Consider the following 22876-nt stretch of genomic DNA (forward strand, 5'->3'; position numbering starts at 1 on the left):
CCACCCGGCACGAGAGCCATGCCCTGTCCCAGAAACACCGCAAGCGCATCGAGGAGGCTTTCGGCTGGGCCAAGACCGTCGGCGGCATGGCCCAGACCGTCTATCGTCGCATCGAACGCGTGCGATCCCGCTTCATCCTGACGATGGTCGCCAACAACCTGGCCCGACTGCCCCGGCTGCTGGCAGCATGAAGCCGAAAACCGGCATCCGGCGTCCATGCCGCTCGTAGGAACGGGCCGGACGCGCAAAGCCGCTGGTCCCTCCGACGGGAAAACGCTCCAGAACGCCGAGTAATTCAGCGACCTGCTAAGGCCGGCTTGCGCCGGCCGGCCGGGGAGGCCATCAAATGATGCAAAGCGGGATGGCGGAATGAACCGGACGGCAAGCGTGAAGAAGCCGGCGCGCTGGGCGGATGCCGTCCCCGCGCGCGAGGCCCAGTTCGAGACCAAGCGCCGCGCCCTCGTGCGCGAGGCGGCCCGCGCCTTCGGCCGGCGCGGCTTCCACAACACGTCGCTGGAGGAGATCGCTGAGGCGCTGGGCGTGACCAAGCCGGCGCTCTACCGCTATGTCCGCACTAAGCATGAGATCCTCTACGAGGCGAAGGCGATCGCCTTCGATGCGGGGGCCGAGGCGCGCAAGGCCGCCTTCGCCGCCACGGAGGACCCGCTGGAGAGGCTCCGGCTCTACATCGTCCACTACATCGATCTGGTGACGAGCGAACTCGGCTCCTATGCCGTGCTGGCCGAGCCCGTGACCTCGCTGCCGCCGGAATATGCCGAGCCCATTCGCGCGCGCATGCGCGAGGCGGACCGGGCGTTGCGCGACATGGTGCAGGCCGCGATGGATGCCGGCTCCATCTCGCCCGGAGACCCGAAGCTGGCCGTCGCCTTCTTCATGGGTGCCATCAACCACATCGCCCGCTGGTACATGCCGGATGGGCCGCTCACGGGGCGGCAGATCGGGGAGGCTTTCGCCGGCTTCGTGCTGAACGGGCTGCGCGGGTCGGTCGGGGCCGACAAGAAGACCTGACTCTGGAGTAACATTTCCGACCAATAAGTCGCCGCCGGAGAGCGGTGGCCGGCGGCGTGCCGGCCGGGAGGAGGACCCGGTATGCGTCGGACCCGCCGCGGCCTGCTGGCACTCGGGGCTGCGTCCCCCTTTGCCGCGTGTTCCAATGCCCTTTCGCAGTCGGCGGTCCAGCCGCCCCCCAGCTATCCCGCCAAGCCCATCCGGCTGCTGATCGGCTTCGCGCCGGGCGGCGCGACCGACATCGCCGCCCGGCTCGCGGCCCCCATCCTGTCGGAGCTGCTGGGGCAGCAGGTGGTGCTGGAGAACCGCTCGGGCGCTGGCGGCAACCTGGCCACGGAGCTGACGGCCCGCGCGCCGGCGGATGGCTATACGCTGCTGATGCTCACCCCTGGCCAGGTCGTCACCAACCCCCTGCTGATGCGCGTGCCCTGTGACCCCGAGCGGGACGTCACCGCCATCGCGCGCATGACGGCCGGCCAGCTGGTGACCGTCGTGCCGAAGGATTCCCCCTTCCGCGACCTGCGCCAACTGCTCGAGGCGGCGCGGGCGAGGTCACGCGGGAACCCCCTGTCCTACGGCACGCCGGGGCCGGGCACCTCGCAGCATATCGTCATGGAGATGCTGAAGAAGGAGGGCGGGTTCGAGGCGACGCATGTGCCCTATCGCGGCAGCGGCCCGGCCGTGGCGGATCTGATCGGCGGCAAGATCGACTTCATGACCGACAGCGTCAGCCCCACCCTGCCTCACGTGCGCGCCGGCTTGCTGCGCGCCATCGCGGTGACGGGGAGGGAGGCCCATCCGGATTTTCCCGGCGCCGTCACCCTGGACAGCGTGGTGCCGGGAGTCGTCATGACCACCTGGGTCGGGCTGGGCGGTCCGCCGGACCTGCCGCCTGCCCTGATGGCCTACCTGACCGATGTGTTGCGGCGCACCGTGAGCCACCCCGGCTTCACGGAGCGCATCAAGGACCTCGGCGGCCAGTCCCCCTGGCTGAGCCCGCAGAACTTCACCGCCGCGGTCTCGGCCGAGCGGTCGAGCATCGGCGCGGTGATCCGCAGTGCCGGTATCCGCATGGAGTGAGGCTGTCCCGCGCCGCTTCTCCAGGGAGAGGGCGGCGCGGTCACGGCTCTCCCGCCGCTCAGCTGGGCTGCGCGCCGGAGCGCCGGACGATGCTGGTCCAGCGCGGAATCTCGGCCTCGATGAAGCGCGCGAACCGGTCGCGGTTCAGCTCGACCATGGGCCGGCTGCCATTGGCCTCGGCCACGCGGCGGATCTCCGGGTCACGGATCGCCGTGGCCGTCGCGTCGGCGAGCTTCTCCACTACCTCGGGCGGGGAACCGGCGGGCAGCAGGATGCCGGACCAGGCTGCGGAGGTGGCGTCCGCCAGGCCGATCTCGACCACGGTGGGGACCTCCGCCAGGGCGGGGACCGCCTCCTTCGCCGTGACCAGCAGCGGGCGGAGGCGGTTCCCCTCGATATGGTCCCGCGTAGCGACCGCGTAGTCGAACATGATGTCGAGCGTGCCGGCGATGAGGTCCGTCAGCGCCGGGCCGCTGCCGGGATAGGGCACATGCGTCATCTCGATGCCCGCGACGGTCTGGAAGAGCACGGCCGCCAGATGCGTACCGGTGCCCACGCCCGCGCTGCCGAAATTCACCTTGCCGGGATTCGCCTTGGCATAGGCGATCAGCTCCTGTGCCGTGCGGTAGGGGCGCGAGGGGTGCACCACGAGCACGTTCGGCGTCTCGAACATCGCCTGGATCGGGATGAAGCTGCGCAGCGGGTCATAAGGCAGGCGCCGGAACAGGGCGGGCGCGGTGGCGAGGGTGCCCTGTGTCCCGTAGATCATCGTGTAACCGTCCGGCGCGGCGCGCGCGCCCATCTCCGTCCCGAGCGTGCCGCCGGCTCCGGGGCGATTGTCGATGATGACGGTCTGGCCGAGCGCCCCGCCGAGCTTGCGGGCGAAGAGGCGTGAGTTGACATCCGTGATGCCGGCGGGGGTGAAGGGCACGATCCAGGTGATGGGGCGGCTGGGATAGCCGCCCTGCGCCGCCGCGCCCCTCAGCCCCCCCATGGGGCCGAGCGCCGCCAGGCCGAGGCCGAGAGCCCGTCTGGTGATCCGCATCCTATCCTCCCGCTTCCGGCTTTCTGCCGTGCTTTCTGTGGTTACCTCCGAGTCATCGGAGTGACCGACAGGATACCGGAGGAGATGCGGGAATCAACGCGCGTCTTCAGGTGGCGGGGGCGGGACGCCCGAAGAGGAGGGGGCGCACCTCCTCCAGTGCGGCACGGTAGGTCTCACGGCTGGCCTCGAGCCGCGTGGTCGGGCCGGCGAGGGAGATGGCCAGGGGCTCCCCCCCGACGAGGCCGGCGATGGCGATGGCGGCCACGCCTTCGCCGGCCTCGTCGGCCACCCAGGCCCAGCCGCGCGCCCGCACCTCCTCAATGGAGGCTTCCAGCCGGCCGGGATCGGTGATGGCGGCCGGGCCGAGTTGCCGGAGGGGGCGGGCGCGGATGGCGCGGCGCATCTCCTCCGGCGGCATCAGCGCGAGCAGCGCTTTGCCGAGTGCGGAGGCGTGCATGGCCAGGCGCTCGCCCGCGCGCAGCATGTATCGCAGGGGGTGGCTCCCCTCCTGGATGGCGACCACCTGCACCCGCATCCTGTCCGGCCGGCCGCAGATGGCCGTCTCGCCCGTCCGCTCACTCAGGGCCGCGATCGCATCCGCCGCGAAGGTGGCGATCGGGTCCCGCTCCGCGGACTGGCGCGCCACGTCGAGCAGGCGGCGCGTGGGGTAGAAACGGCGCGAGCGGACGGTGCGGAGCAGGTATCCGGCCTCGTGCAGCGTGTGCAGCAGGTCCGAGGTGCTGCTCTCCGGCAAGCCGATCAGACGGGCGATCTCGGCATTGGAAAGATCGCGCTGCTCCCGGGCGAAGATCTCGAAGACGGCCAGGGTGCGCAGGGTCGCCGGAACGGTGGTCGGCATTGGGGTTCCAGGAGCTGGGGAGGGGGATCCGCTGCGCCATGCCGTTAGACGAGCGGCCGCCCGCTTTCCAGGCTGGCATCGCTCGGACGGGCGTAACCTCCGCGATGAAGCGTTGACTCTAAAGTAACCCCCGCTACCATGGCTTCACTTGAGCGGGATGCCAGGGCGGGAAACGCCCGGCGATGGGAAGGAAGCGGGTATGGCGCGCCTTGGGCGAGGGGATCACCGATCGCGACATCCGGGCGCGGCTGGCCGGCGCGGAGGTCTGCATGGCCATTGACCTCACCCCGGAGCAGGAATTGCTTCGAGACAATGTGCGCCGGTTCATGGAGCGCCGTGTCGTCCCCCTGATCAACGGGCACGAGGCCGCGAAGACCTTTCCCTTCGAGATCCTCGGCGAGCTGGCGGAGTTCGGCTATCTCGGGGGCCGCCTGCCGGAGGCGGATGGCGGCTTCGGGCTGGACTATGTCACCTGGGGGATGCTGCTGGAGCAGACGGGCTACTACTGGATGTCGCTCCGCACCCTCGTGAACATCACCAACGGCGCGATCAACCGCCTGCATGCCCACGGCACGCCGGAACAGCATGAGCGCTTCCTGCGGCCGCTGCTGGAGAACCGCCGCCAGGCCTGCTTCGGGCTGACGGAGCCCGATACCGGCTCCAATGCCGCCGGCGTGCAGGCGCGCGCGGACCGCAAGGGCGACACCTACGTCCTGAACGGGCGGAAGATGTGGATCACCAACGGCACCAACGCCGATTTCGCGATCGTCATCGCCCGCACCTTCAGCCCAGATTGCGACGGGCAGCTCTCCGCCTTTATCGTGGAGCGGGATCTGGCGCGCTACGACGTGCGGCCGCTGGATACGATGGTGCTGCGCTGCACCGGCACGGCCGAGCTCGGCTTCACGGACGTGACGATCCCCCGGGAGAATCTGCTGGGCGAAGAGGGCGGTGCCTTTCGCAACGTCCTCAAGGGGCTGAATGCCGCGCGGGTGAACATCGCCATGGGCGCGGTCGGCGCCGCGCAGGCGGCGCTGGACCTCTCGGTGGAGTATGCGAGGACCCGCAAGCAGTTCGGCAAGCCGATCGGCAGCTTCCAGCTGATCCAGAAGCATATCGTGGACATGACCATCCGGACCGAGGCGGCGCGCGCCCTGGCCTACAACGCCGCCATCGCCCTGGACCGTGGGCGCGACGCCCGCACCGAATGCTCCATCGCCAAGCTCTACGCGACCGAGGCGGCGCATGAGGTGGCGAACATGGCCCTCCAGGTGCATGGAGGGCTCGGCTATTCGACCGACTACCCGATCGAGCGCATCTTCCGCGACACCCGCGGCGGCATGATCCCGGAGGGGACGACGGAGATCCAGACGCTCATCGCCGGGCGAGAGATCCTCGGACTCTCGGCGCTGACATGAGCGGCTTCTCCGACCTCGCCCCGCTCTTCGACCCGCGCTCCGTCGTGCTGGTCGGCGCTTCCGAGCGCGCCGCGAGCGTGGGCGGCCGCACCCTCGCCAATATCCTGGACCATTCGGACTTCCGCGGCACGCTGCACCTTGTGAACGCGTCGCGGCCGGAGATCCGGGGCCTGCCCTGCCACAGGCGCGTCGCGGACCTGCCTTCCGCGCCGGAGCTGGCGATCATCGCCGTGCCCGCCGCGGGCGTCATGGAGGCGCTGCGGGAATGCGCCGCCCTCGGGGTAAGGATCTGCGTCATCCTCACCTCCGGCTTCGGCGAGACGGGCGAGGAGGGCCGCGCCGTCGAGGCGGAGATGAAGGTGCTCGCGCAGTCCACGGGGATGCGCCTCTACGGGCCGAACTGCCCGGGGGTGACGAACATCAACAAGCGCCTCGGCTTCACCTTCTCCCCCGCCTTCAAGGATGACCTGCGCCCCGGCCCGATCGGGCTGGCGACGCAGGGCGGCGGGCTCGGGCGGAACCTGATCCAGTCCGTGGAGCGCGGCGCCGGCTTCGCCCTCTGGTGCTCCACCGGCAATGAGGTGGACCTGCAGGTCGCCGACTTCATCCACTACATGGCCGGTGCGCCCGATGTGCGGGTGATCGGTACCATCCTGGAGGGCATTAAGGACGGGCCGCGCTTCCTCGCCGCCGCCCGGGCCGCCGCGGAGGCCGGCAAGCCGGTCGTCGCGCTGAAGGTCGGCCGGTCGGAATATGGGATGAAGGCCGCCGCGTCCCACACCGCCTCGCTCACCGGCTCCGCAGAGGTGAACAGCGCCGCCTTCCGGCAGCTCGGCATCATCGAGGTGGATGACGTGGACGAGCTGGTGGACGTCGCCTCGCTTCTCGCACGCGGCCGGCCGCCGCGCGGCGCGCGGGTCGCCGTCTTCGGCTCCTCGGGCGGGGCCTGCGCGCTCGCCGCCGATATGGTGGGGCAGGCCGGGCTGGTTCTGGCCGAGTTCGCGCCGGAGACCACCGTGCTGCTGGCGGAGAAGCTTCCTTCCTATGCCGCGCTCGGCAACCCGGTGGATACCACGACTGTCACCCTGACCAATCCCGCCGTGATCGAGGAGACGCTCGCCGCGGTGGCGAACGACCCGGCCGTGTCGCTGGTCATGCTGCCCATGCCGCTGGATTACGGCCCCGTCTCGCAGGTCGTGGCGGAGCGGATGGCGGCCGCACAGCTCCGGTCGCCCATCCCGCTCGTCCCGGTCTGGATGAGCGAACGGACCGGCGCGGCCTACCGGCATTTCGCCGGAGCGGGGATGGTGCCGATCCGCAGCCTGCGCAACGCGGCCAAGGCGTTCCGCCGCTTCATCGACCGCGGCGCGTGGGAGGCGGGCAGGATGCCCGAAGGCCTCGGCGCGGGCGTGCCGGAGGGGCCGACCAGAACCCTGTCCGAGGCGGAGGGCAAAGCGATGCTGCGCGGCGCAGGCCTTGCCGTGCCGGACGGCGCGGTCGTCCGCTCGGAGGCGGAAGCCGTGGCGCTCGCCCCCAGGCTGGGCTTTCCCGTCGCCGTGAAGGTCGCCAGCGCCGACATTCTGCACAAATCCGATGTCGGCGGCGTGGTGCTGGGGCTCCGGACGGCGGAGGAGGCCGGGGCGGCGGTCGGGGCCGTCATCAAGGCCGCCCGGGCGCATCAGCCGGCTGCACGGATCGACGGCGCGCTGGTGGAGCGGATGGCGCCCCCGGGGGGGCAGGAGATCCTGCTCTCTGTTTCGCGCGACCCGGTGCTCGGCCATGTGATGACCTGCGGCCTCGGAGGGGTGCATGTGGAGTTGCTGCGGGATGTCACCCGCCGGCTCCTGCCGGTGGACGCCGCCGAGGCCGGGAGGATGCTGCGGGAGCTGCGCGGCTTCCCGCTCCTCGAAGGACTGCGCGGTGCGGCAGCCTGTGACGTGGAGGCGCTTTGCGCAGCCATGGCGGCGGTGTCTGCCCTGGTGGAGGCGCGGCCGGGAGAAATCGAGGAGATCGAGATCAACCCGCTGCGCGTCGGCGCGAGAGGGGAGGGCGCCTGGGTGCTGGACGCGGTGGTGACGCTGCGCGGGTGACGCGCGCTGTCACGGCGGCCGCGATGATCGCGACCTTGTTCTCCAAGTCCCGCGCGATGCGCGCCGGCAGCGTGTCGCTTACGGGGCTGCCTCCGCCCGGCCATCCAGCGGCGGTGCCGCGCCCAGCGGTTCCATTCCCTCCAGCCGCACGGGAAAGCGGGCGAGGGGGCCCAATTCGGTTTCCTGCATCGCGCCCCGCGCCAGGAACTGGGGGAAGCCGGCCAGCTCGGCGGGCGCCAGCACCGGGGCGGCGGGCACATCGGCGGCGAGAAGACGGTCCAGCAGCCCGGCGCTGTCCTCCTCGGCACAGCGGGTCGCGATCAGCGCGTTAATCGCCTCGGTCTGCGGGGCGCGCTGGGCCATGCGCGCGTGCTCGGCCGTGTCGAAGGGCGCAAGCTGCAGGGCCGCGGCGAGGCGGGTCCAGAAGTGGTCCTCCAGCGCGCCGATGCTGATCGCGCGGCCGTCCCGGCAGGGGAACACGCCGTAGCCCGGGCGGGCGAGGGACAGGCGGCGCTGCGCCTCCAGCGTATCCGCCCCCGCGCCCGCGAAACGACCGAGGCGCGGGTTCATCCAGTGCAGGGCACATTCGGTCAGCGAGACGTCGAGGAACTGCCCCCGCCCCGTCACGCCGCGCTGCAACAGGGCGGCGAGCACGCCCGCCAGCCCGTAGACGGAACCGCAGAGATCCGCCACCGGGACGCCCGCACCGCCGCCCGACAGGGCCTGCATCCCCGCCGCGGACAGATAGTTGAGATCATGGCCGGGTACGGCCGCGAAGGGCCCGTCCTGCCCGTAGCCGCTGAGGGAGGCGTAGATCAGCCGCGGGTTGATGGCGGCCAACTCCGCATATCCCAGCCCCAGGCGTGCCATGACGCCGGGGCGGAAGCTCTCCACCAGCACGTCGTGATCTGCTGCCAGCGCGCGGGCCTTTTCGCGGCCTTCCGGCTGCTTCAGGTCGATCAGCGCGCTGCGCTTGCCCCGGTTCACGGCCCCGAAGACGCCGGGTGACATCCGCCGCACCGGATCGCCGGCAGGCGGTCGTTCCACCTTCAGCACCTCGGCGCCGAGCTCGGCCAGGCAGCCCGTGAGAAAAGGGCCGGGCAGAAGCTCCGAGAAGTCGAGCACGCGCAGGCCGTGCAGAGGACCGGGCATCAGATCATCCTCTCATACAGCGCGGCGGCATCCGCGGTATCCAGCGGGCGGGGATTGCCGCGCGTCGCGGCGCTCAGCTGGGCCTGCCGCGCCAGTTCCGGGATCATGGAGCGCTCCACGCCCAGCGCGCTGAGCCGGTCCGGCATGCCGAAGCGGTCGCGCAGCGCGGTCAGGTGCGCCACCAGCGCCAGCGCGGCCTCGTCCTCCGTCGCGCCGGCCTCCGCCGCGCCGATCATGTGCGCGATCCATGCGTAGCGCGCGGCCGCCGCCGGCATGTTGAACCGCATAACATGCGGAAAGATCACGCCGAGGGAGTCGGCATGCGTGCAATCCGCCAGGGACTCGACCGGGGTGGAGAGGCCGTGGATCGCGTCCAACCCCTTCAGCGTGATACCGTGGTCGGCCAGATAGCTGGCCAGCATCACCTCGGATCGCGCGGCGAGGTCCTGCCCATTCGCCACCGCCAGGACAAGATGGGCGCAAGCGCGACGCATGGATTCGGCCCCGACCATGTCGCCGATGGGGTGTGGGCGGTTGGAGGTGAGCACGCCGATCGCGTGCATCAGCACGTCCAGCCCCGTCGCGGCCGTGGCGCGTGGGGGATGGCTGGCCACCAGTTCCGGGCCCAGGATGGTCAGGGCGGGACGCAGGTGCTCGCTCCGCAGCACGAGCTTGCGGCGGGGTGTCTTCAGCACCGCGCCCAGCGTCGTCTCGCTGCCCGTGCCGGAGGTGGTGGGAGCCGCGACGAAGCGCAGGGGCTGCCGCGGGGTCTCCTGGATGCCGTCATCGAAGAGGCTGTCCAGTGAGCGGCCTGTGAAATGGCGCAGGCAGGCGCCCTTGACCGCGTCGATGGTGCTCCCGCCGCCCAGTGCCACGATGGCGTCGCATCCGCTGTCCTGCCAGAGCGCGTGGATGGCCTCCACCTCCGCCTCGCGCGGGCTGGGGGGGACGCCCGCGAAGACCTCCACCGGAAAGTCGGCGCCTTTGATCAGGTCGGCGACGCGGTCCACCAGCCCTGCCGCCCGCAATCCGGCATCGGAGGCCAGGAGCACGCGCCGGGCGCCCAGTCCGCGCAGCCCTTCCCCGAGTTGCGCGATGCGGCCGGGGCCGAAAAGGGCGGGGTTCGGCCGGCCGATGCCGAAGCGTGACAGTGCAGGATCGGCCATTCGCTCCCTCGTCCTTATGAGCGGGTTGTTGTGCTGATTCCTACGAGGAAATGCAGATTGCACCAATGGGTCGTAGGAACGATCGCCCGCGGGAAGTGTCAGGGCGCATAAAGATCGAGGGGAGTTCGCCACTCCTTAGCGGCAGAGGTCGTGATCAGCCTGCGGCCAAACATTCAGTGAAAGCTCAGCAAGGAAGTTCTCCGTGCCCGTCCGGAGGTTAGGCCGGCGCAGCGGGACGAGACAGATGATCGCCCATGCCGGCAGCACGCTTCTTCCGGCCGGCCTGTCGAACGACGTCGGCGAACTCGCGCCAATGTGAGGGCCGGGCGGAATAAATGACGGCGTCTTCAGATTCCGGCGTGCCAGGGGCCCCCGGAGCCGGGTATCGCCTGCTAAGAGGATGGCGGGCAGCGGGGCGTAGCCATGCGCCGCCGCCCCGGTGCCATCGCAACCCCGGAGTACATCATGGCGATCGCAGACCTGTTCCCTGCCGCCGAAGGCATCCTGAGTCTCGGGCCCGCGAACAAGGCGGAGCTGCTCGACATGCTCTCGACCGAAGCCGCGAGCCGGCTGGGGCACCCGAAGGACGATATTCTCCAGGCGCTGCTGGCGCGGGAGAAGCTGGGCTCCACCGCGCTCGGGCGCGGGGTTGCGCTGCCGCATACGCGGCTGAGCTGGCTGCAGGAGCCCCTGGCGATCCTGGCCCGTCTGAACCGGCCCATCGACCTCGACGCGCGGGACGGCGAGCCCGTGGACCTCGTCTTTCTCGTGCTGTGGCCGGAATCCGCCTCGGAGGGGTTCCTGCCCGCCCTTTCCGGCATCTGCCGTGCGCTGCGCGACGACCACCTGCCGCGTCAGCTGCGTCAGGCCCGCTCGGCGGCCGAGGCGCTGGCGATGTTGCAGGCAGCGGACCAGCAGGACCGCGACCCGCAGCCCTGATCCCAATCGCGGGCCAAGCTGGACGGCCCGCCCCCTACGTACCCCAGAACAAGGACGGCGCCTGGTGCCCGACGCCCTCTCCCTTTCGGCTGCCATCGGCTTCCCCTATCTCGGCGCATTGATCGTGGCGCTGTTGCCGCGCAACCGGCGTAACCTCGAATCCTGGCTCGCCGGCGGCGTGGCGCTCCTGTCGCTCATCATGGTGTGGCTGCTCTGGCCGTCGGTATCCCAGGGGGAAGTGCCGCGGCTGGAACTGCCCTGGGCGCCGGAGCTCGGCCTCACCTTCGTGCTGCGCATGGATGGTCTGGCCTCTGTCTTCGCCGCCATGGTGACGGGTATCGGCTTTCTGGTCGTGCTCTACGCCCGCTACTACATGTCGCCGGACGACCCGATCCCGCGCTTCTTTTCGTTCCTGCTGTTCTTCATGGGTTCGATGATGGGGCTAGTGCTCTCGGGCAACCTGATCCAGCTCGTCTTTTTCTGGGAACTCACCAGCCTCTTCTCGTTCCTTTTGATCGGCTACTGGCAGCACTCGGCCGCGGCGCGGGACGGCGCGCGTATCGCGCTGACGGTCACCGCCGGGGGTGGGCTGGCGCTCTTCGCCGGCATGCTGCTGCTCGGCCATATTGTCGGCTCCTACGACCTCGACCGCGTGCTGGCGGCGGGCGACGTCATCCGCGACCACCCGCTCTACCTGCCCGCGCTGGTGCTGGTCCTGCTGGGCGCGCTGACCAAAAGCGCGCAGTTCCCGTTCCATTTCTGGCTGCCGCAGGCCATGGCCGCGCCCACGCCGGTCTCGGCCTATCTGCACTCCGCGACGCTCGTGAAGGCCGGGATCTTCCTGCTGGCGCGGCTTTGGCCGGTCATGGCCGGCACGGATGCGTGGTTCTGGATCCTGGGCACCTGCGGCATGGTCACCCTGCTGCTGGGCGCCTATGTCGCGATCTTCCAGCATGACCTGAAGGGGCTGCTGGCCTACTCCACCATCAGCCATCTCGGGCTCATCACCCTGCTGCTGAGTCTGAACAGCCCGCTGGCGATGGTGGCTGCCATCTTCCACACCATGAACCACGCGACCTTCAAGGCCTCGCTGTTCATGGCCGCAGGCATTATCGACCATGAGACCGGCACGCGCGACATCCGGCGCCTGTCCGGCCTCAACCGGTCCATGCCCTTCACGGCACGGCTGGCGCTGGTGGCCGCCGCCTCCATGGCCGGGGTGCCGCTGCTGAACGGCTTCATCTCCAAGGAGATGTTCTTCACCGAGGCGCTGACCGCCACCTCCGCCCCCACCGCGCTGCACGCCGTGCTGCCCATCGCGGCGCTGGTGGCCAGTGCCCTGGCGGTCGCATATTCCCTGCGCTTCATCCACGGCGCCTTCTTCGGCCCGGATGCGAGCGACCTGCCGCGCACCCCGCACGAGCCGCCGCAATGGATGCGCGTGCCGGTGGAAGTCTTGGTCTTCCTCTGCATGGTGGTCGGGATCCTGCCCGCCGCGACCATCGGCCCCTACCTGGATGTGGCGGTCCGCTCGGTCCTGCGGGGCGACACGCCGGAATACAGCCTTGCGGTCTGGCACGGCTTCAACCTGCCGCTGGTGATGAGCCTCTGCGCCCTCGCGATCGGCGTGCTGCTCTACCGCCTGTTGCAGCGCCACCTCAGCGCGGGCGTGGAGGGCACGCCGCTGATCCGCGGGCTGGACGCTCGCCGGATCTTCGACCGCACGATGGTCTTTCTCTCCTGGCGCTTCGCCCGCACGCTGGAGCGCCTGCTGGGAACCAGCCGGTTGCAAATGCAGCTGCGGCTGATGGTCTGCGGCACCTTCCTCGCCGCGGCGATGGCCCTGCTGCCCTATGGCCTGCGCCTGGGCGGCGTCACGCTGACGCGGGCGGATCCGGTCGTGGCGTTGATCTGGCTGGTTGGAGCCGGCTGTGCCGTCGCCGCCGCCTACCAGGCCAAGTACCACCGCCTGGCAGCCCTTGTACTGCTGGGGGGGGCGGGCCTGGCGACCTGCCTCACCTTCGTCTGGTTCTCCGCGCCGGACCTGGCGATGACGCAGCTGCTGGTGGAGGTGGTGACGACGGTGCTGCTGCTGCTCGGCCTGCGCTGGCTGCCGAAGCGGGTGGAGTTCTCCGACACATCCAGGGCCCTGCTGCCGCGGCTGCGCCGCGCGCGGGACCTTGTCATCGCGGTCGCCGCCGGCGCCGGGCTGACGGCCGTGTCCTATGCCACCATGACCCGTCCCTCGCCCGATGGCCTTTCCCGCGACTTTCTGGAACGGGCTTACACGGAAGGCGGCGGGACCAACGTCGTCAACGTCATCCTCGTGGACTTCCGGGGCTTTGACACGCTGGGCGAGATCACCGTCCTCGGCATCGTTGCGCTGACCGTCTTCGCGCTGCTGCGCCGCTTCCGCCCGGCGCCCGAGAGCATCGGGATGCCGGACCAGCAGCAGGGGCGGGAAGGGGACTGGCTGCTGGTGCCCGGCGTCATCATGAAGCTCATGTTCCCCGTCATCGGCGCCGTCGCGATCTTCCTGCTGCTGCGCGGGCATGACCTGCCCGGTGGCGGCTTCGCGGCAGGGCTGATGATGTCGGTGGCCATCCTGTTGCAATACATGGCAGGTGGAACGCGCTGGGTGGATGATCACCTGCGCGTACACCCGCTGCGCTGGATGGGCGCCGGCCTGCTGCTCGCGGCGGGCACCGGCGCCGCCGCCACGGTGGCGGGGCGCCCCTTCCTGACCTCCTACTTCGCCTATGCGGATCTGGGCTGGCTCGGCAAGCTGCCGATGGCCAGCGCGGTGCTCTTCGACCTCGGCGTCTTCGCCCTGGTCTTCGGCGCGACGGTGCTGATGCTGATCGCCATCGCGCACCAATCCGTGCGCAACCCGAAGCCGGCCCGCCCTGTCCTGCCGGAGCGCGCAGCCCCCAGCCCCGTGACCGCAGGAGACGATTGATGGAACTCATTCTGGCGATCTCCATCGGCGTGCTCGGCGGGTCTGGCGTGTGGCTGCTGATGCGGCCGCGCACCTTCCAGCTGATCATCGGCCTGTCCCTGCTCTCCTACGCGGTGAACCTGTTCATCTTCAGCATGGGCCGCTTTCCCGTGGGCCGGCCGCCGATCCTGGACCCCGGCACATCGGGGGATCCGGCCGTCTTCGCCGACCCCTTGCCACAAGCCCTGGTGCTGACCGCCATCGTCATCGGCTTCGCCACCACGGCGCTGTTCCTCGTCGTCATGCTCGCTTCCCGTGGGCTGACGGGCGGCGACCATGTGGACGGAAGGGGCCCGGGCCGGTGAGCGGCTGGATGCAGCACCTCGCGATCCTGCCCATCGCCGTGCCGCTGCTGGCTGGCGCGATCATGATCCCGATGGAAGACCAGCGCGGCCGGCTGCGCGCTGCGCTGGGGATCGCCTCCGCGCTGGCACTGGTGGCGTTCGCCGTCATGCTGGCCTGGCAGGCGCATCTGGGCGGTGCGGTCAGCATCTACCGCCTGGGTAATTGGCCCGTGACCTTCGGCATCGTGCTGGTGGTGGACCGGCTCGCGGCTTTGATGCTGGTGCTGACCGCGGTGCTGGGCCTCTCGGCGCTCCTGTTCTCCCTCACGCGCTGGCAGCGGATGGGCCCGCATTTCCACGCGCTGTTCCAGTTCCAGCTGATGGGGCTGAACGGCGCGTTCCTCACAGGCGACCTGTTCAACCTCTTCGTGTTCTTCGAGGTGCTGCTGGCGGCTTCCTACGGCCTGGCGCTGCATGGCTCCGGCATCGCCCGCGTGAAGGCCGGGCTTCATTACATCTCCATCAATCTCGCGGCCTCGCTGCTGTTCCTGATCGGCGTCTCCATGATCTATGGAGTGACCGGAACGCTGAACATGGCTGACCTCGCCAGCCGCATCCCGGCGCTACCGGCGGAAAACCGGCCCCTGCTGGAAGCGGGCGCGGCCATTCTCGGCATGGCGTTCCTGACGAAGGCGGCCATGTGGCCGCTGGGCTTCTGGCTGGGGCCAACCTACGCCGCCGCCAGCCCGCCCGCCGCCGCCATCTTCTCCCTGATGAGCAAGGTTGGCGTTTATGCCATACTGCGCCTGTCCCTGCTGCTGTTCGGCGAGGATGCCGGCGCCTCGGCCGGCTTCGGCGGGACCTGGCTGCTGGCCGGCGGGATCATGACCATCGGCTTCGGCGCCGTCTCGGTGCTCGCGACGCAGGACCTGTCCCGCCTCGCCGGAGGCTGCGTGCTCATCTCCTCCGGCACGCTGCTGGCGGCGATCGGCGCCGGGCAGGTGGCGGTCACGGGCGGTGCCCTGATCTACCTCGCCAGCTCGGCTCTGGCGATCGGCGCCCTGTTCCTGCTGATCGAGCTGCTGGAGCGCGGCCGCGAGGTCGGCGCCGATGTTCTGGCCGTCACGCTCGAAGCCTTCGGCGACGGGGAAGGCGAGGAGGAGGAGGAGGAGACGAACGAGGTTGGGACCGTCATTCCCGCCACCATGGCCGTCCTCGGCATATCCTTCATGTGCTGCGCCCTGGTCCTGGCGGGTCTGCCGCCACTGTCCGGCTTCATCGGGAAGTTCGCCATGCTCAGCGGCATCCTGAATCCGGTCGGGCTGGGCGAGGGGCCGCCTTCGCTCTCGCTCGGCGGCTGGGCGCTGCTGGTGGCGCTGGTTCTCTCGGGCTTCGCCACCGTGCTGGCCATGGCGCGCGCCGGTATCCGCAGTCTTTGGGCGAATACTCGTAGCGTTCCCCTCGTCGGCGTGGTGGAGATCGCACCGGTGTTGATGCTGATCGGACTCTGCGTCGCCATGACGGCGGCGGCGGGGCCGACGACACGCTACATGCAGGCCGCGGCGGAGTCCCTGCACACGCCACGCGAGTACGTGCGGGGCGTGATGGAGGCGCGGCCATGAAGGCGCTGCTGCCGCATCCATTGCTCTCGGCAGGGCTGCTCATCATGTGGCTGCTGATGCAGCAGACGGTGAAGCCGGGTCCGGCACTGGTCGGCGCCGTCGTGGCGGTGCTGGGCGGCTGGGCCTTCGCCCTGCTGCGCCCCGACACGGTCCGTGTGCGCCGGCTGGGCGCCATACTCCGCCTTGCCAGGCACGTCGCCGTGGACGTGATCCGGTCGAATCTCGGCGTCGCACAGGTCATCCTCTTCCGGCGGAAGGACCGGCGCTCCGGCTTCGTTCGCATCCAGCTGGCCTTGCGGGACCCGCAGGCACTTGCCGTCCTGGCCGTCATCCTGACCGCGACTCCCGGGACCGCCTGGCTGGAGTTCGACTCCGAGGAGGGCTGGCTGCTGCTTCACGTCCTCGATCTCATCGACGAGGCCAGTTGGGCCCGCATCGTCCAGGAGCGATACGAGGAGCCGCTGATGGAGATCTTTCAATGAGCCAGGCCGTGCTTCAGTGGTCGCTCCTCGGCACCCAGGTCATGCTGGGGATTGCATTTGTCTGTTGCGCGCTGCGTGTGTTGCTGGGCCCCCGGGCGCAGGACCGGGTCGTTGGGTTGGACACCCTCTACGTCAACGGAATGTTGCTGCTCCTGACCTTCGGCATCCGCTCAGGCACCGACATCTACTTCGAGATCGCTCTCGTGATCGCGCTGCTCGGCTTCGTGAGCACGGCCGCGCTGGCGAAGTTCCTGATGCGGGGGGAGGTGATCGAATGAGCCATGCCGCCGACCTGCCCCTATGGGCGGCCCTGCCAGTCGCCGCGCTTCTGTTGCTGGGCGCCGGACTGGCGCTGGCCGGCTCGATAGGCCTGCTCAGCCTGAGGAGCTTCTACGAGCGCCTGCACGCGCCGACCATCGCAACCTCCTGTGGCATGGCCTTTATTCTCCTCGCCTCGATGATCTTCTTCTCCGTGCTGCAGAGCCGGCTGGTGGTGCATGAGGTGCTGATCGGGATCCTTCTGCTCGTCACCATGCCGGTGACCTTGATGCTGGTAGGTCGCGCGGCCTTGCACAGGGACAGGCTGGAGGGCAGCCCGGAGGTGCCTTCCGAGCCGTCTCCCCCTGAGGATCGACCCTCCTAACCGGGTCGGGCCGGGAGCCCGGAGGGCAGGCATGTGGACGGCGGACAGCCTGCCAAACGGCGGCTGCTCCTCGCGCCGGGCCTGCGAGGCCGAGGTTCTATGGAGCATCCGCGCCGCTTCACCTCTCGGTGAAGGGGGCTGCGGCTTCCACCACTTGCATCCCGCAATCTGCGGGAATAATGAGAATGACTATCAATACGGGTGGGCGCCGCGAGACCGCTGCCCGCGCCGGTTCCGCGCCACCGCCGGAACGCTCAGGATGGACCTCTGCCTTGATTCCGTTGCGACAGGAATGGCCCTCCGACTTCGCGGCACGCTATCGCGCGGCCGGCTACTGGCGGGGCGAGACCTTCCCCGGCTTCCTGCGCCAGCGGGCCGAGGAGCGGCCCGGGGCGGAGGCGATCATCGGCGGTGGCCAGCGCTGGACTTATGCGGAGCTCCATGCCCGCGCCGAACGGGCGGCAGCCGGCTTTCTCGCCCTGGGGCTGCGGCCGGGCGACCGTGTCGTCGTGCAGCTCGGCAACATCCCGGAGTTCTTCGCCGTCGTCTTCGGCCTGTTCCGGGCGGGGCTGGTGCCCGTCTATGCGCTGCCGGCCCACCGCCTTACCGAAATCGCGCATTTCGTCGCCAGGGCGGAGGCCGCAGCCTATGTGGCCGCGGAGCGGCAGGAGGGCTTCGACTATCGTGGCCTCGCGCGTGATCTGCGCGCTGCGCGCCCGGATCTGCGGGTGGTCATCGTGGGCGATGCGGCCGAGTTCACGCCCTTCGATGCCCTGGATGGCGACCGGGCGGCTCTGCCCGGCGACCCGGACCCGTCCAGCGTCGCCTTCCTGCAGATATCCGGTGGCACGACCGGCCTTTCCAAGCTCATCCCGCGCACGCATGACGACTACATCTACAGCTTCCGCGCCAGCAACGAGATCTGCGGCGTCAGGCCGGAGAGCGTCTTCCTCGTCGCGCTGCCCGCAGCCCACAACTTCCCAATGAGCTCGCCGGGCCATATGGGGGCGCTGTATGCCGGTGCGCGCGTCGTCCTCAGCCCGACGCCGAGCCCCGAGGCGGCCTTTCCGCTGATCGAAGGCGAAGGCGTGACGATCACCGGCCTCGTGCCGCCGCTCGCCCTGCTCTGGGCACAGGCCGCGGCGGCGGGCAAGCACGACCTTTCCAGCCTGGAGGTGCTGCTGGTGGGCGGCGCGAAGCTCACCCCCGAGGCGGCGCGCCGGGTCCGGGAAGGACTGCCTTGCAAGCTGCAGCAGGTCTTCGGCATGGCCGAGGGGCTGGTGAACTACACCCGCCTCGACGATCCCGATGAGATCGTGCTGGAAACCCAGGGCCGTCCCATCTGCCCCGATGACGAGGTGCTGATCGTCGATGATATCGGCGAGCGCGTACCGGAGGGCGAGCCGGGCTATCTCCTCACGCGCGGGCCCTACACCATCCGCGCCTACCATAATGACGAGGCCGCGAATGCGCGGTCCTTCACGCTCGACGGCTTCTACCGTACCGGCGACATCGTGCGCCGCACGGAGCGGGCCTACCTCGTCGTGCAGGGGCGGGCGGGCGACCATATCAACCGCGCCGGCGAGAAGATTTCGGCGGAGGAGGTGGAGGATCACCTCCTCGCCCACCCCCAGGTCTTCGATGCCGCGGTGGTGTCCGTCCCCGACGAGTTCCTCGGGGAGCGCAGCTGCGCCTTCATCATCCCGCGCGGCGAGCGCCCGCGCCCGGCCGCGCTGAAGGCCTGGATGCGCGGGCGCGCGATCGCGGCCTTCAAGGTGCCGGACCAGATCGTGCTGGTGGACTCCTTCGAGACGACGGCGGCCGGGAAGGTCAGCCGAAAGGAGCTGCGCGCCCGCCTGCGCACGCGGCTGATGGCCGAGGACGGTGTGAGCTGAACGGGAGGAATGGCGGAATGGCCGATGCGATGAACCCGCCGATGACGCGGGAGCGGATGCGCGCCGATCTCGCGCGCGCGCTGCGGATGGAGGCCGAGGAGATTGGGGACGACGACAACCTGGACGATCTCGGCCTCGATTCCATGCGCGCCATGAACCTGGTGATGCGCTGGACCGAGGCGGGGCTGCAGCTCGATTTCGGAGAGCTGGCCGAAAAGGTCACCCTCGGCGCCTGGTGGGCCGTGGCGGAGCGCGCGATGGCGAAGCGCGCCCATGGCTGACGGCGGCGGCGCGACGGTGCCCGACCTGCCGCTGACCGAGGCGCAGGAGGGCCTCTGGTACGCGCAGCGGCTCGACCCGGGAAACCCGGTCTTCAACACGGGGCAGTACATCGAGTTCCGCGGCCCGCTGGACGTGCAGGCCTTCCGCGCGGCCGTGGACGGGATGGTGGCCGAGGCGGATTCTCTTGCCCTTCGTATCCAGGAAGCGCCCGGCGGCGCCACCCAGCGGCTCGATCCCGCACTGCGCCCCTGGCTGGAGGTGGTGGACCTCTCCGCTGCCACCGCCCCCCTCGCCGAGGCTCGCGAAGCCATGGCGCGCGACATGGCGCGCGCAATGGCACGCCCTGGCGATCCCGCGCGCGGCGGGCTCGCCGCCGAACGCCTCTATCGCCTCTCGCGGGACCATCATCTCTGGTACCAGCGCGCCCATCACCTCGTGCTGGACGGCTTCGGAACGGAACTGCTCGTCCGCCGCACCGCCGCTCTCTATGCCGCGCGCCTCACCGGGAGCGATCCGGGCCAACCTCTCTCGCCCTTCGCCGCCACGGTCGAGGAGGACGCCGCCTATCGCGCCTCGCCGCGACGGGCGGCCGATGCCGAGTACTGGCGCAAGGCCATGGCCGATGCGCCCGACGTCACCGGCATGGCCCAGGGCAGGGCGCTGACGGCACGATCCTCCCATCGCGCCCACGCAAGGATCGATGCCGCGACCGGCAACGCCCTGCGCCGCATCGCCGCGGCACAGGACCTGGCCTGGCCGGACCTCCTCACGGCGCTTCTCGGCGCCTATTGCCGGCGCATCGGCGGGGAGGGCGAGGCGGTGCTCGGCGTCACCTTCATGAACCGCTTCGGCAGCGCGGCGGCGCGCGTGCCCGCGACGCTGATGAACGTGCTCCCTCTGCGCATCCGCATGGACGAGGCGCTGCCCCTGCACCAATCCGTGGAGGAGGTGGCGGTCCAGCTCGCGCGCCTTCGCCGGCACGGCCGCTACCGCGGCGAGCAGCTTCGCCGCGACCTCGGCCGTGTCGGCGCGGGCCGCCGGCTGCACGGCGCCATCATCAACATCCAGCCCTTTCATGAGATCCCGGAATTTCCTGGACTCACCGCCGAGCTGCATCTGCTCGGCACCGGCCCGGTGGACGACATCACCTTCGACCTCCGCACCGATCCGGGCGCCGCCACGCTTCGCCTCGATGTCGAAGCCAATCCGAGCCTCTATTCCGCCGAGGAGACCGCCGCGCATGCCGTCCGGGCCGCGCATTTCGTCTCCGCCGCGCTGACGGCCGGGTGCCTGGCCGATGTGCCCACGGCGACGCCCGAGGAGGCGCGACGCCTCATCGAAACGGTGAACGAGACGGGCCATCCTGTTCCGGACACGACCCTCACGGCACTGATCGAGGCGGCCGTGGCCGCGCACCCCGAGCGCACCGCGCTCGTTTTCGAGGGGCAGACCCTGAGTTACGGCGCGCTGCAGGCCCGCAGCGTCGCCCTGGCCGCCCTGCTTGCGGCGCGCGGCATCGGGGCGGGTGACCTGGTCGCGGTCTCCCTGGACCGTTCCCCTGAACTCGTGGTCGCGCTGCTCGGCATCCTGCGCGCCGGGGCGGCCTATCTTCCGCTGGATCCAGCCCATCCGGCCGACCGGCTCGCGCGCATCCTTGCCTCGGCGAGGCCGCGACTGGCCCTCGCGCAGGCGGTCCTGCCTGGGGGGGTCGAGGTGCTTCCGCCCGCCTCCTGGCCGCGGCACGGCACCGCTCCCGCCGGCCCAGCGCCGGGGGACGTGGCCTATGCCATCTACACCTCCGGTTCCACGGGCGAGCCCAAGGGCGCCGTCATCTCCCACCGAGCCATCGTCAACCGCCTACTGTGGATGCGGGACCATTACGGCTTCACGGCCGAGGACCGCATCCTCCAGAAGACCCCGGCCACCTTCGATGTCTCCGTCTGGGAGTTCTTTCTTCCGCTTATCACCGGGGCCAGCCTCGTCCTCGCATCACCCGGCGCGCATCGCGACCCCTCGGCCATCGCCCGCCTCATCCGGGACCAGCGGATCACGACGGCCCATTTCGTGCCGTCCATGCTCTCCGCCTTCCTCGCTCACCCGCAGGTGCGGGGCATCGAACTGGCCCGCGTCTTCTGTTCCGGCGAGGAACTGACGCCCGATCTCCGCGACCGCTTCCACGCGACGGTGAGGGCGGAGCTGCACAATCTCTATGGCCCCACCGAAGCCGCGGTGGATGTCAGCTACTGGGATGCTTCCCTGGGCGACGACAGCCGGCCCATCCCGATCGGGCGGCCGGTCTGGAACACGCGCCTCTATGTGCTGGACGAGGCGCTGCGCCCGGTGCCGCCCGGTGTTACCGGCCATCTCTTCATCGCGGGCCGGCAGCTCGCGCGCGAATATCTCGGCCGGCCCGACCTCACCGCCCAGGCCTTCATCGCGGATCCGTTCCGCCCGGGCGAGCGCATGTACCGCACGGGCGACCTCGCACGGTTCCGACCGGATGGGGCGATCCTCTATCTCGGCCGCTCCGACGGGCAGGTGAAGCTGCGGGGCTTCCGGATCGAGCTGGGTGAGATCGAGGCGGTGATCGCCTCCTCCTGCCTGGTCCGCCAGGTCCGGGTCGTCGCGCGTGAGGACCGGCCCGGCGACAAGCGCCTGGTCGCCTATCTCGTCCCGGCCGCGGAATACGAGGGGCCCGGATTGCGTGCCCATGTGGCTGCCCGGCTGCCGGACTACATGGTTCCCTCGGCCTTCGTCGCGCTCGATGCGCTGCCCGTGAACACCAGCGGCAAGCTTGACCGCGCCGCGCTGCCCGCGCCCGGGATGCAGCAGCGCAGGGGGCGCCCGCCCGAGTCGGAGACGGAGCGCCGCCTCGCGCAGCTCTTCGCGGAGGTGCTGGACCTGCCGGAGATCGGGGCGGAGGAGGATTTCTTCGCGCTCGGTGGGCATTCCCTGCTCGCGGTCGATCTCATGCTGCGCGTGCAGGAAACCTTCGGCCGGGACCCCGGGCTGGGTGCGCTCTTCGAACGGCCGACGGTCGCGCGCCTCGCCGCTCTCATCGACGCCGCTGCCCTTCCGCCCAGCGATGACGGGCTGCGCCCCCTGATCCGCCTTGCCCAGGGGGAGGAGACCCGCGCGCCGCTCTTCGTGGTGCATCCGGCCGGCGGCATCGCCTGGTGCTACGGCAACCTCGCCCGTGCCCTGGCGCCCGGGCGCAGCGTCCTCGGCTTGCAGGCCCCCTCATTGGATGCGGAGGTGCCCCCGCCCGCGAGCCTCGACGCGCTGGCCGCCGATTACGTGGACCGAATCCTGGCCTCGGCGCCTCCCGGCCCGATCCACCTCGCGGGCTGGTCGGTCGGCGGTATCATCGCGCATGCCATGGCGGTGCGGCTGCGCGAACTCGGCCACGCGGTCGGGGCGCTGGCGCTCCTGGATGCCTATCCGGCCGATGCCTGGCGGGCCGAGCCCGAGCCCGACGCGGCCGCCATCTTCCGCGCCCTGCTGGTGATCGCAGGCCACGACCCGGCGCAGCACCCCGATCTCCCGATGCACCGTGAGGCGGTGATCGACTTCCTGCGGCAGGGCGGCACCCCGCTCGGCCGGTTGCCCGAGGCGGCGCTGGACGGGGTCGTGCGCGTGGTGGAGGGCAACAACCGTCTTGTCCGCGGCCATCGCCACCGGCGCTTTGGCGGCACGGTGACGCATTTCCGCGCCGCGCGGGACCATGCCGGGCGCGCTCTGTCACCCGCCATGTGGGCGCCCTATGCCGGGCGGCTGGAGGTGGTGGATGTTCCCGCGCTGCATGGGGAGATGGTGGGCGGCAGGGCGACCGGATTGATCGCGCCGGTGCTGGGCGCCCTCCTGGATTCCTGAGGGCGGCGGGCCGGGCCCG

19 protein-coding genes are annotated in these 22876 nt (G+C 70.4%); 15 read left to right on the forward strand and 4 right to left on the reverse strand.

Annotation, left to right across the window (positions count from 1 at the left end; translation table 11 throughout):
- The 3 genes from BUB97_RS12095 to BUB97_RS12105 all read left to right on the forward strand — a co-directional run.
- Positions 1-191, forward strand: a 191-nt coding sequence (locus BUB97_RS12095) for a transposase (protein WP_175562593.1), incomplete at its 5' end; no start/stop codon positions are given.
- 178 nt (positions 192-369) lie between these two features.
- Positions 370-1029, forward strand: coding sequence for a TetR/AcrR family transcriptional regulator (locus BUB97_RS12100; RefSeq protein WP_086062150.1), 660 nt, complete (start codon positions 370-372; stop codon positions 1027-1029).
- An 81-nt stretch (positions 1030-1110) separates the two neighbouring features.
- Positions 1111-2109 carry a Bug family tripartite tricarboxylate transporter substrate binding protein gene (locus tag BUB97_RS12105; protein WP_073135065.1) on the forward strand — a complete coding sequence of 333 codons (999 nt, stop codon included), beginning with the start codon at positions 1111-1113 and terminating at the stop codon, positions 2107-2109.
- A 58-nt stretch (positions 2110-2167) separates the two neighbouring features.
- Here BUB97_RS12105 and BUB97_RS12110 read toward each other — a convergent pair whose 3' ends face one another.
- Both BUB97_RS12110 and BUB97_RS12115 read right to left on the reverse strand, forming a co-directional pair.
- Positions 2168-3154 carry a Bug family tripartite tricarboxylate transporter substrate binding protein gene (locus BUB97_RS12110; protein ID WP_073135067.1) on the reverse strand — a complete coding sequence of 329 codons (987 nt, stop codon included), beginning with the start codon at positions 3152-3154 and terminating at the stop codon, positions 2168-2170.
- 106 nt (positions 3155-3260) lie between these two features.
- A complete protein-coding gene (locus BUB97_RS12115; RefSeq protein ID WP_073135069.1) occupies positions 3261-4013 on the reverse strand; it encodes an IclR family transcriptional regulator in 753 nt (250 codons plus the stop codon).
- A 182-nt stretch (positions 4014-4195) separates the two neighbouring features.
- Between BUB97_RS12115 and BUB97_RS12120 the strand changes: the two genes are divergently transcribed.
- Together BUB97_RS12120 and BUB97_RS12125 are read left to right on the forward strand one after the other, a co-directional pair.
- Positions 4196-5431: an acyl-CoA dehydrogenase family protein gene (locus BUB97_RS12120; protein WP_217659649.1), complete on the forward strand. Its 1236-nt coding sequence runs from the start codon at positions 4196-4198 to the stop codon at positions 5429-5431.
- Positions 5428-7521 (forward strand): acetate--CoA ligase family protein, encoded by a 2094-nt coding sequence (locus BUB97_RS12125; RefSeq protein WP_073135071.1) that lies wholly within the window; start codon positions 5428-5430, stop codon positions 7519-7521. The genes BUB97_RS12120 and BUB97_RS12125 overlap by 4 nt, the downstream gene beginning before the upstream one ends.
- 78 nt (positions 7522-7599) lie before the next feature.
- Here BUB97_RS12125 and BUB97_RS12130 read toward each other — a convergent pair whose 3' ends face one another.
- Together BUB97_RS12130 and BUB97_RS12135 are read right to left on the reverse strand one after the other, a co-directional pair.
- On the reverse strand, positions 7600-8673 hold the full coding sequence (locus BUB97_RS12130) for a CaiB/BaiF CoA transferase family protein (RefSeq protein WP_073135073.1): 1074 nt from the start codon (positions 8671-8673) through the stop codon (positions 7600-7602).
- Positions 8673-9839, reverse strand: coding sequence for an iron-containing alcohol dehydrogenase (locus BUB97_RS12135; RefSeq protein WP_073135074.1), 1167 nt, complete (start codon positions 9837-9839; stop codon positions 8673-8675). Before BUB97_RS12135 ends, BUB97_RS12130 begins: the two co-directional genes overlap by 1 nt.
- A 465-nt stretch (positions 9840-10304) precedes the next feature.
- Between BUB97_RS12135 and BUB97_RS12140 the strand changes: the two genes are divergently transcribed.
- The 10 genes from BUB97_RS12140 to BUB97_RS12185 all read left to right on the forward strand — a co-directional run bounded on the left by BUB97_RS12140 (position 10305) and on the right by BUB97_RS12185 (position 22857).
- Complete coding sequence (locus tag BUB97_RS12140; protein ID WP_073135281.1) at positions 10305-10778, forward strand: PTS sugar transporter subunit IIA; 474 nt, start codon at positions 10305-10307, stop codon at positions 10776-10778.
- Between the two features lie 64 nt (positions 10779-10842).
- Positions 10843-13737 carry a monovalent cation/H+ antiporter subunit A gene (locus BUB97_RS12145; RefSeq protein ID WP_073135076.1) on the forward strand — a complete coding sequence of 965 codons (2895 nt, stop codon included), beginning with the start codon at positions 10843-10845 and terminating at the stop codon, positions 13735-13737.
- Positions 13737-14081, forward strand: coding sequence for a Na+/H+ antiporter subunit C (locus tag BUB97_RS12150; protein ID WP_073135077.1), 345 nt, complete (start codon positions 13737-13739; stop codon positions 14079-14081). The genes BUB97_RS12145 and BUB97_RS12150 overlap by 1 nt, the downstream gene beginning before the upstream one ends.
- Positions 14078-15682: a monovalent cation/H+ antiporter subunit D gene (locus tag BUB97_RS12155; RefSeq protein ID WP_245818285.1), complete on the forward strand. Its 1605-nt coding sequence runs from the start codon at positions 14078-14080 to the stop codon at positions 15680-15682. Before BUB97_RS12150 ends, BUB97_RS12155 begins: the two co-directional genes overlap by 4 nt.
- On the forward strand, positions 15679-16164 hold the full coding sequence (locus BUB97_RS12160) for a Na+/H+ antiporter subunit E (RefSeq protein WP_073135078.1): 486 nt from the start codon (positions 15679-15681) through the stop codon (positions 16162-16164). The genes BUB97_RS12155 and BUB97_RS12160 overlap by 4 nt, the downstream gene beginning before the upstream one ends.
- Positions 16161-16442, forward strand: a complete 282-nt coding sequence (locus BUB97_RS12165; protein ID WP_073135080.1) for a K+/H+ antiporter subunit F — start codon at positions 16161-16163, stop codon at positions 16440-16442. Before BUB97_RS12160 ends, BUB97_RS12165 begins: the two co-directional genes overlap by 4 nt.
- Positions 16439-16807 (forward strand): monovalent cation/H(+) antiporter subunit G, encoded by a 369-nt coding sequence (gene mnhG, locus BUB97_RS12170; RefSeq protein ID WP_073135082.1) that lies wholly within the window; start codon positions 16439-16441, stop codon positions 16805-16807. Before BUB97_RS12165 ends, mnhG begins: the two co-directional genes overlap by 4 nt.
- A gap of 272 nt (positions 16808-17079) precedes the next feature.
- Positions 17080-18702, forward strand: a complete 1623-nt coding sequence (locus BUB97_RS12175; RefSeq protein ID WP_073135084.1) for a (2,3-dihydroxybenzoyl)adenylate synthase — start codon at positions 17080-17082, stop codon at positions 18700-18702.
- Between the two features lie 17 nt (positions 18703-18719).
- Entirely contained in the window at positions 18720-18983 is a 264-nt protein-coding gene (locus BUB97_RS12180; protein ID WP_217659651.1) for a phosphopantetheine-binding protein, read from the forward strand.
- Positions 18976-22857 (forward strand): non-ribosomal peptide synthetase, encoded by a 3882-nt coding sequence (locus BUB97_RS12185; protein WP_073135085.1) that lies wholly within the window; start codon positions 18976-18978, stop codon positions 22855-22857. Before BUB97_RS12180 ends, BUB97_RS12185 begins: the two co-directional genes overlap by 8 nt.
- The last annotated feature ends 19 nt before the right edge of the window (positions 22858-22876 follow it).

Source organism: Muricoccus roseus (assembly GCF_900141905.1).
GTDB classification, from domain to species: Bacteria; Pseudomonadota; Alphaproteobacteria; order Acetobacterales; family Acetobacteraceae; genus Roseomonas; species Roseomonas rosea.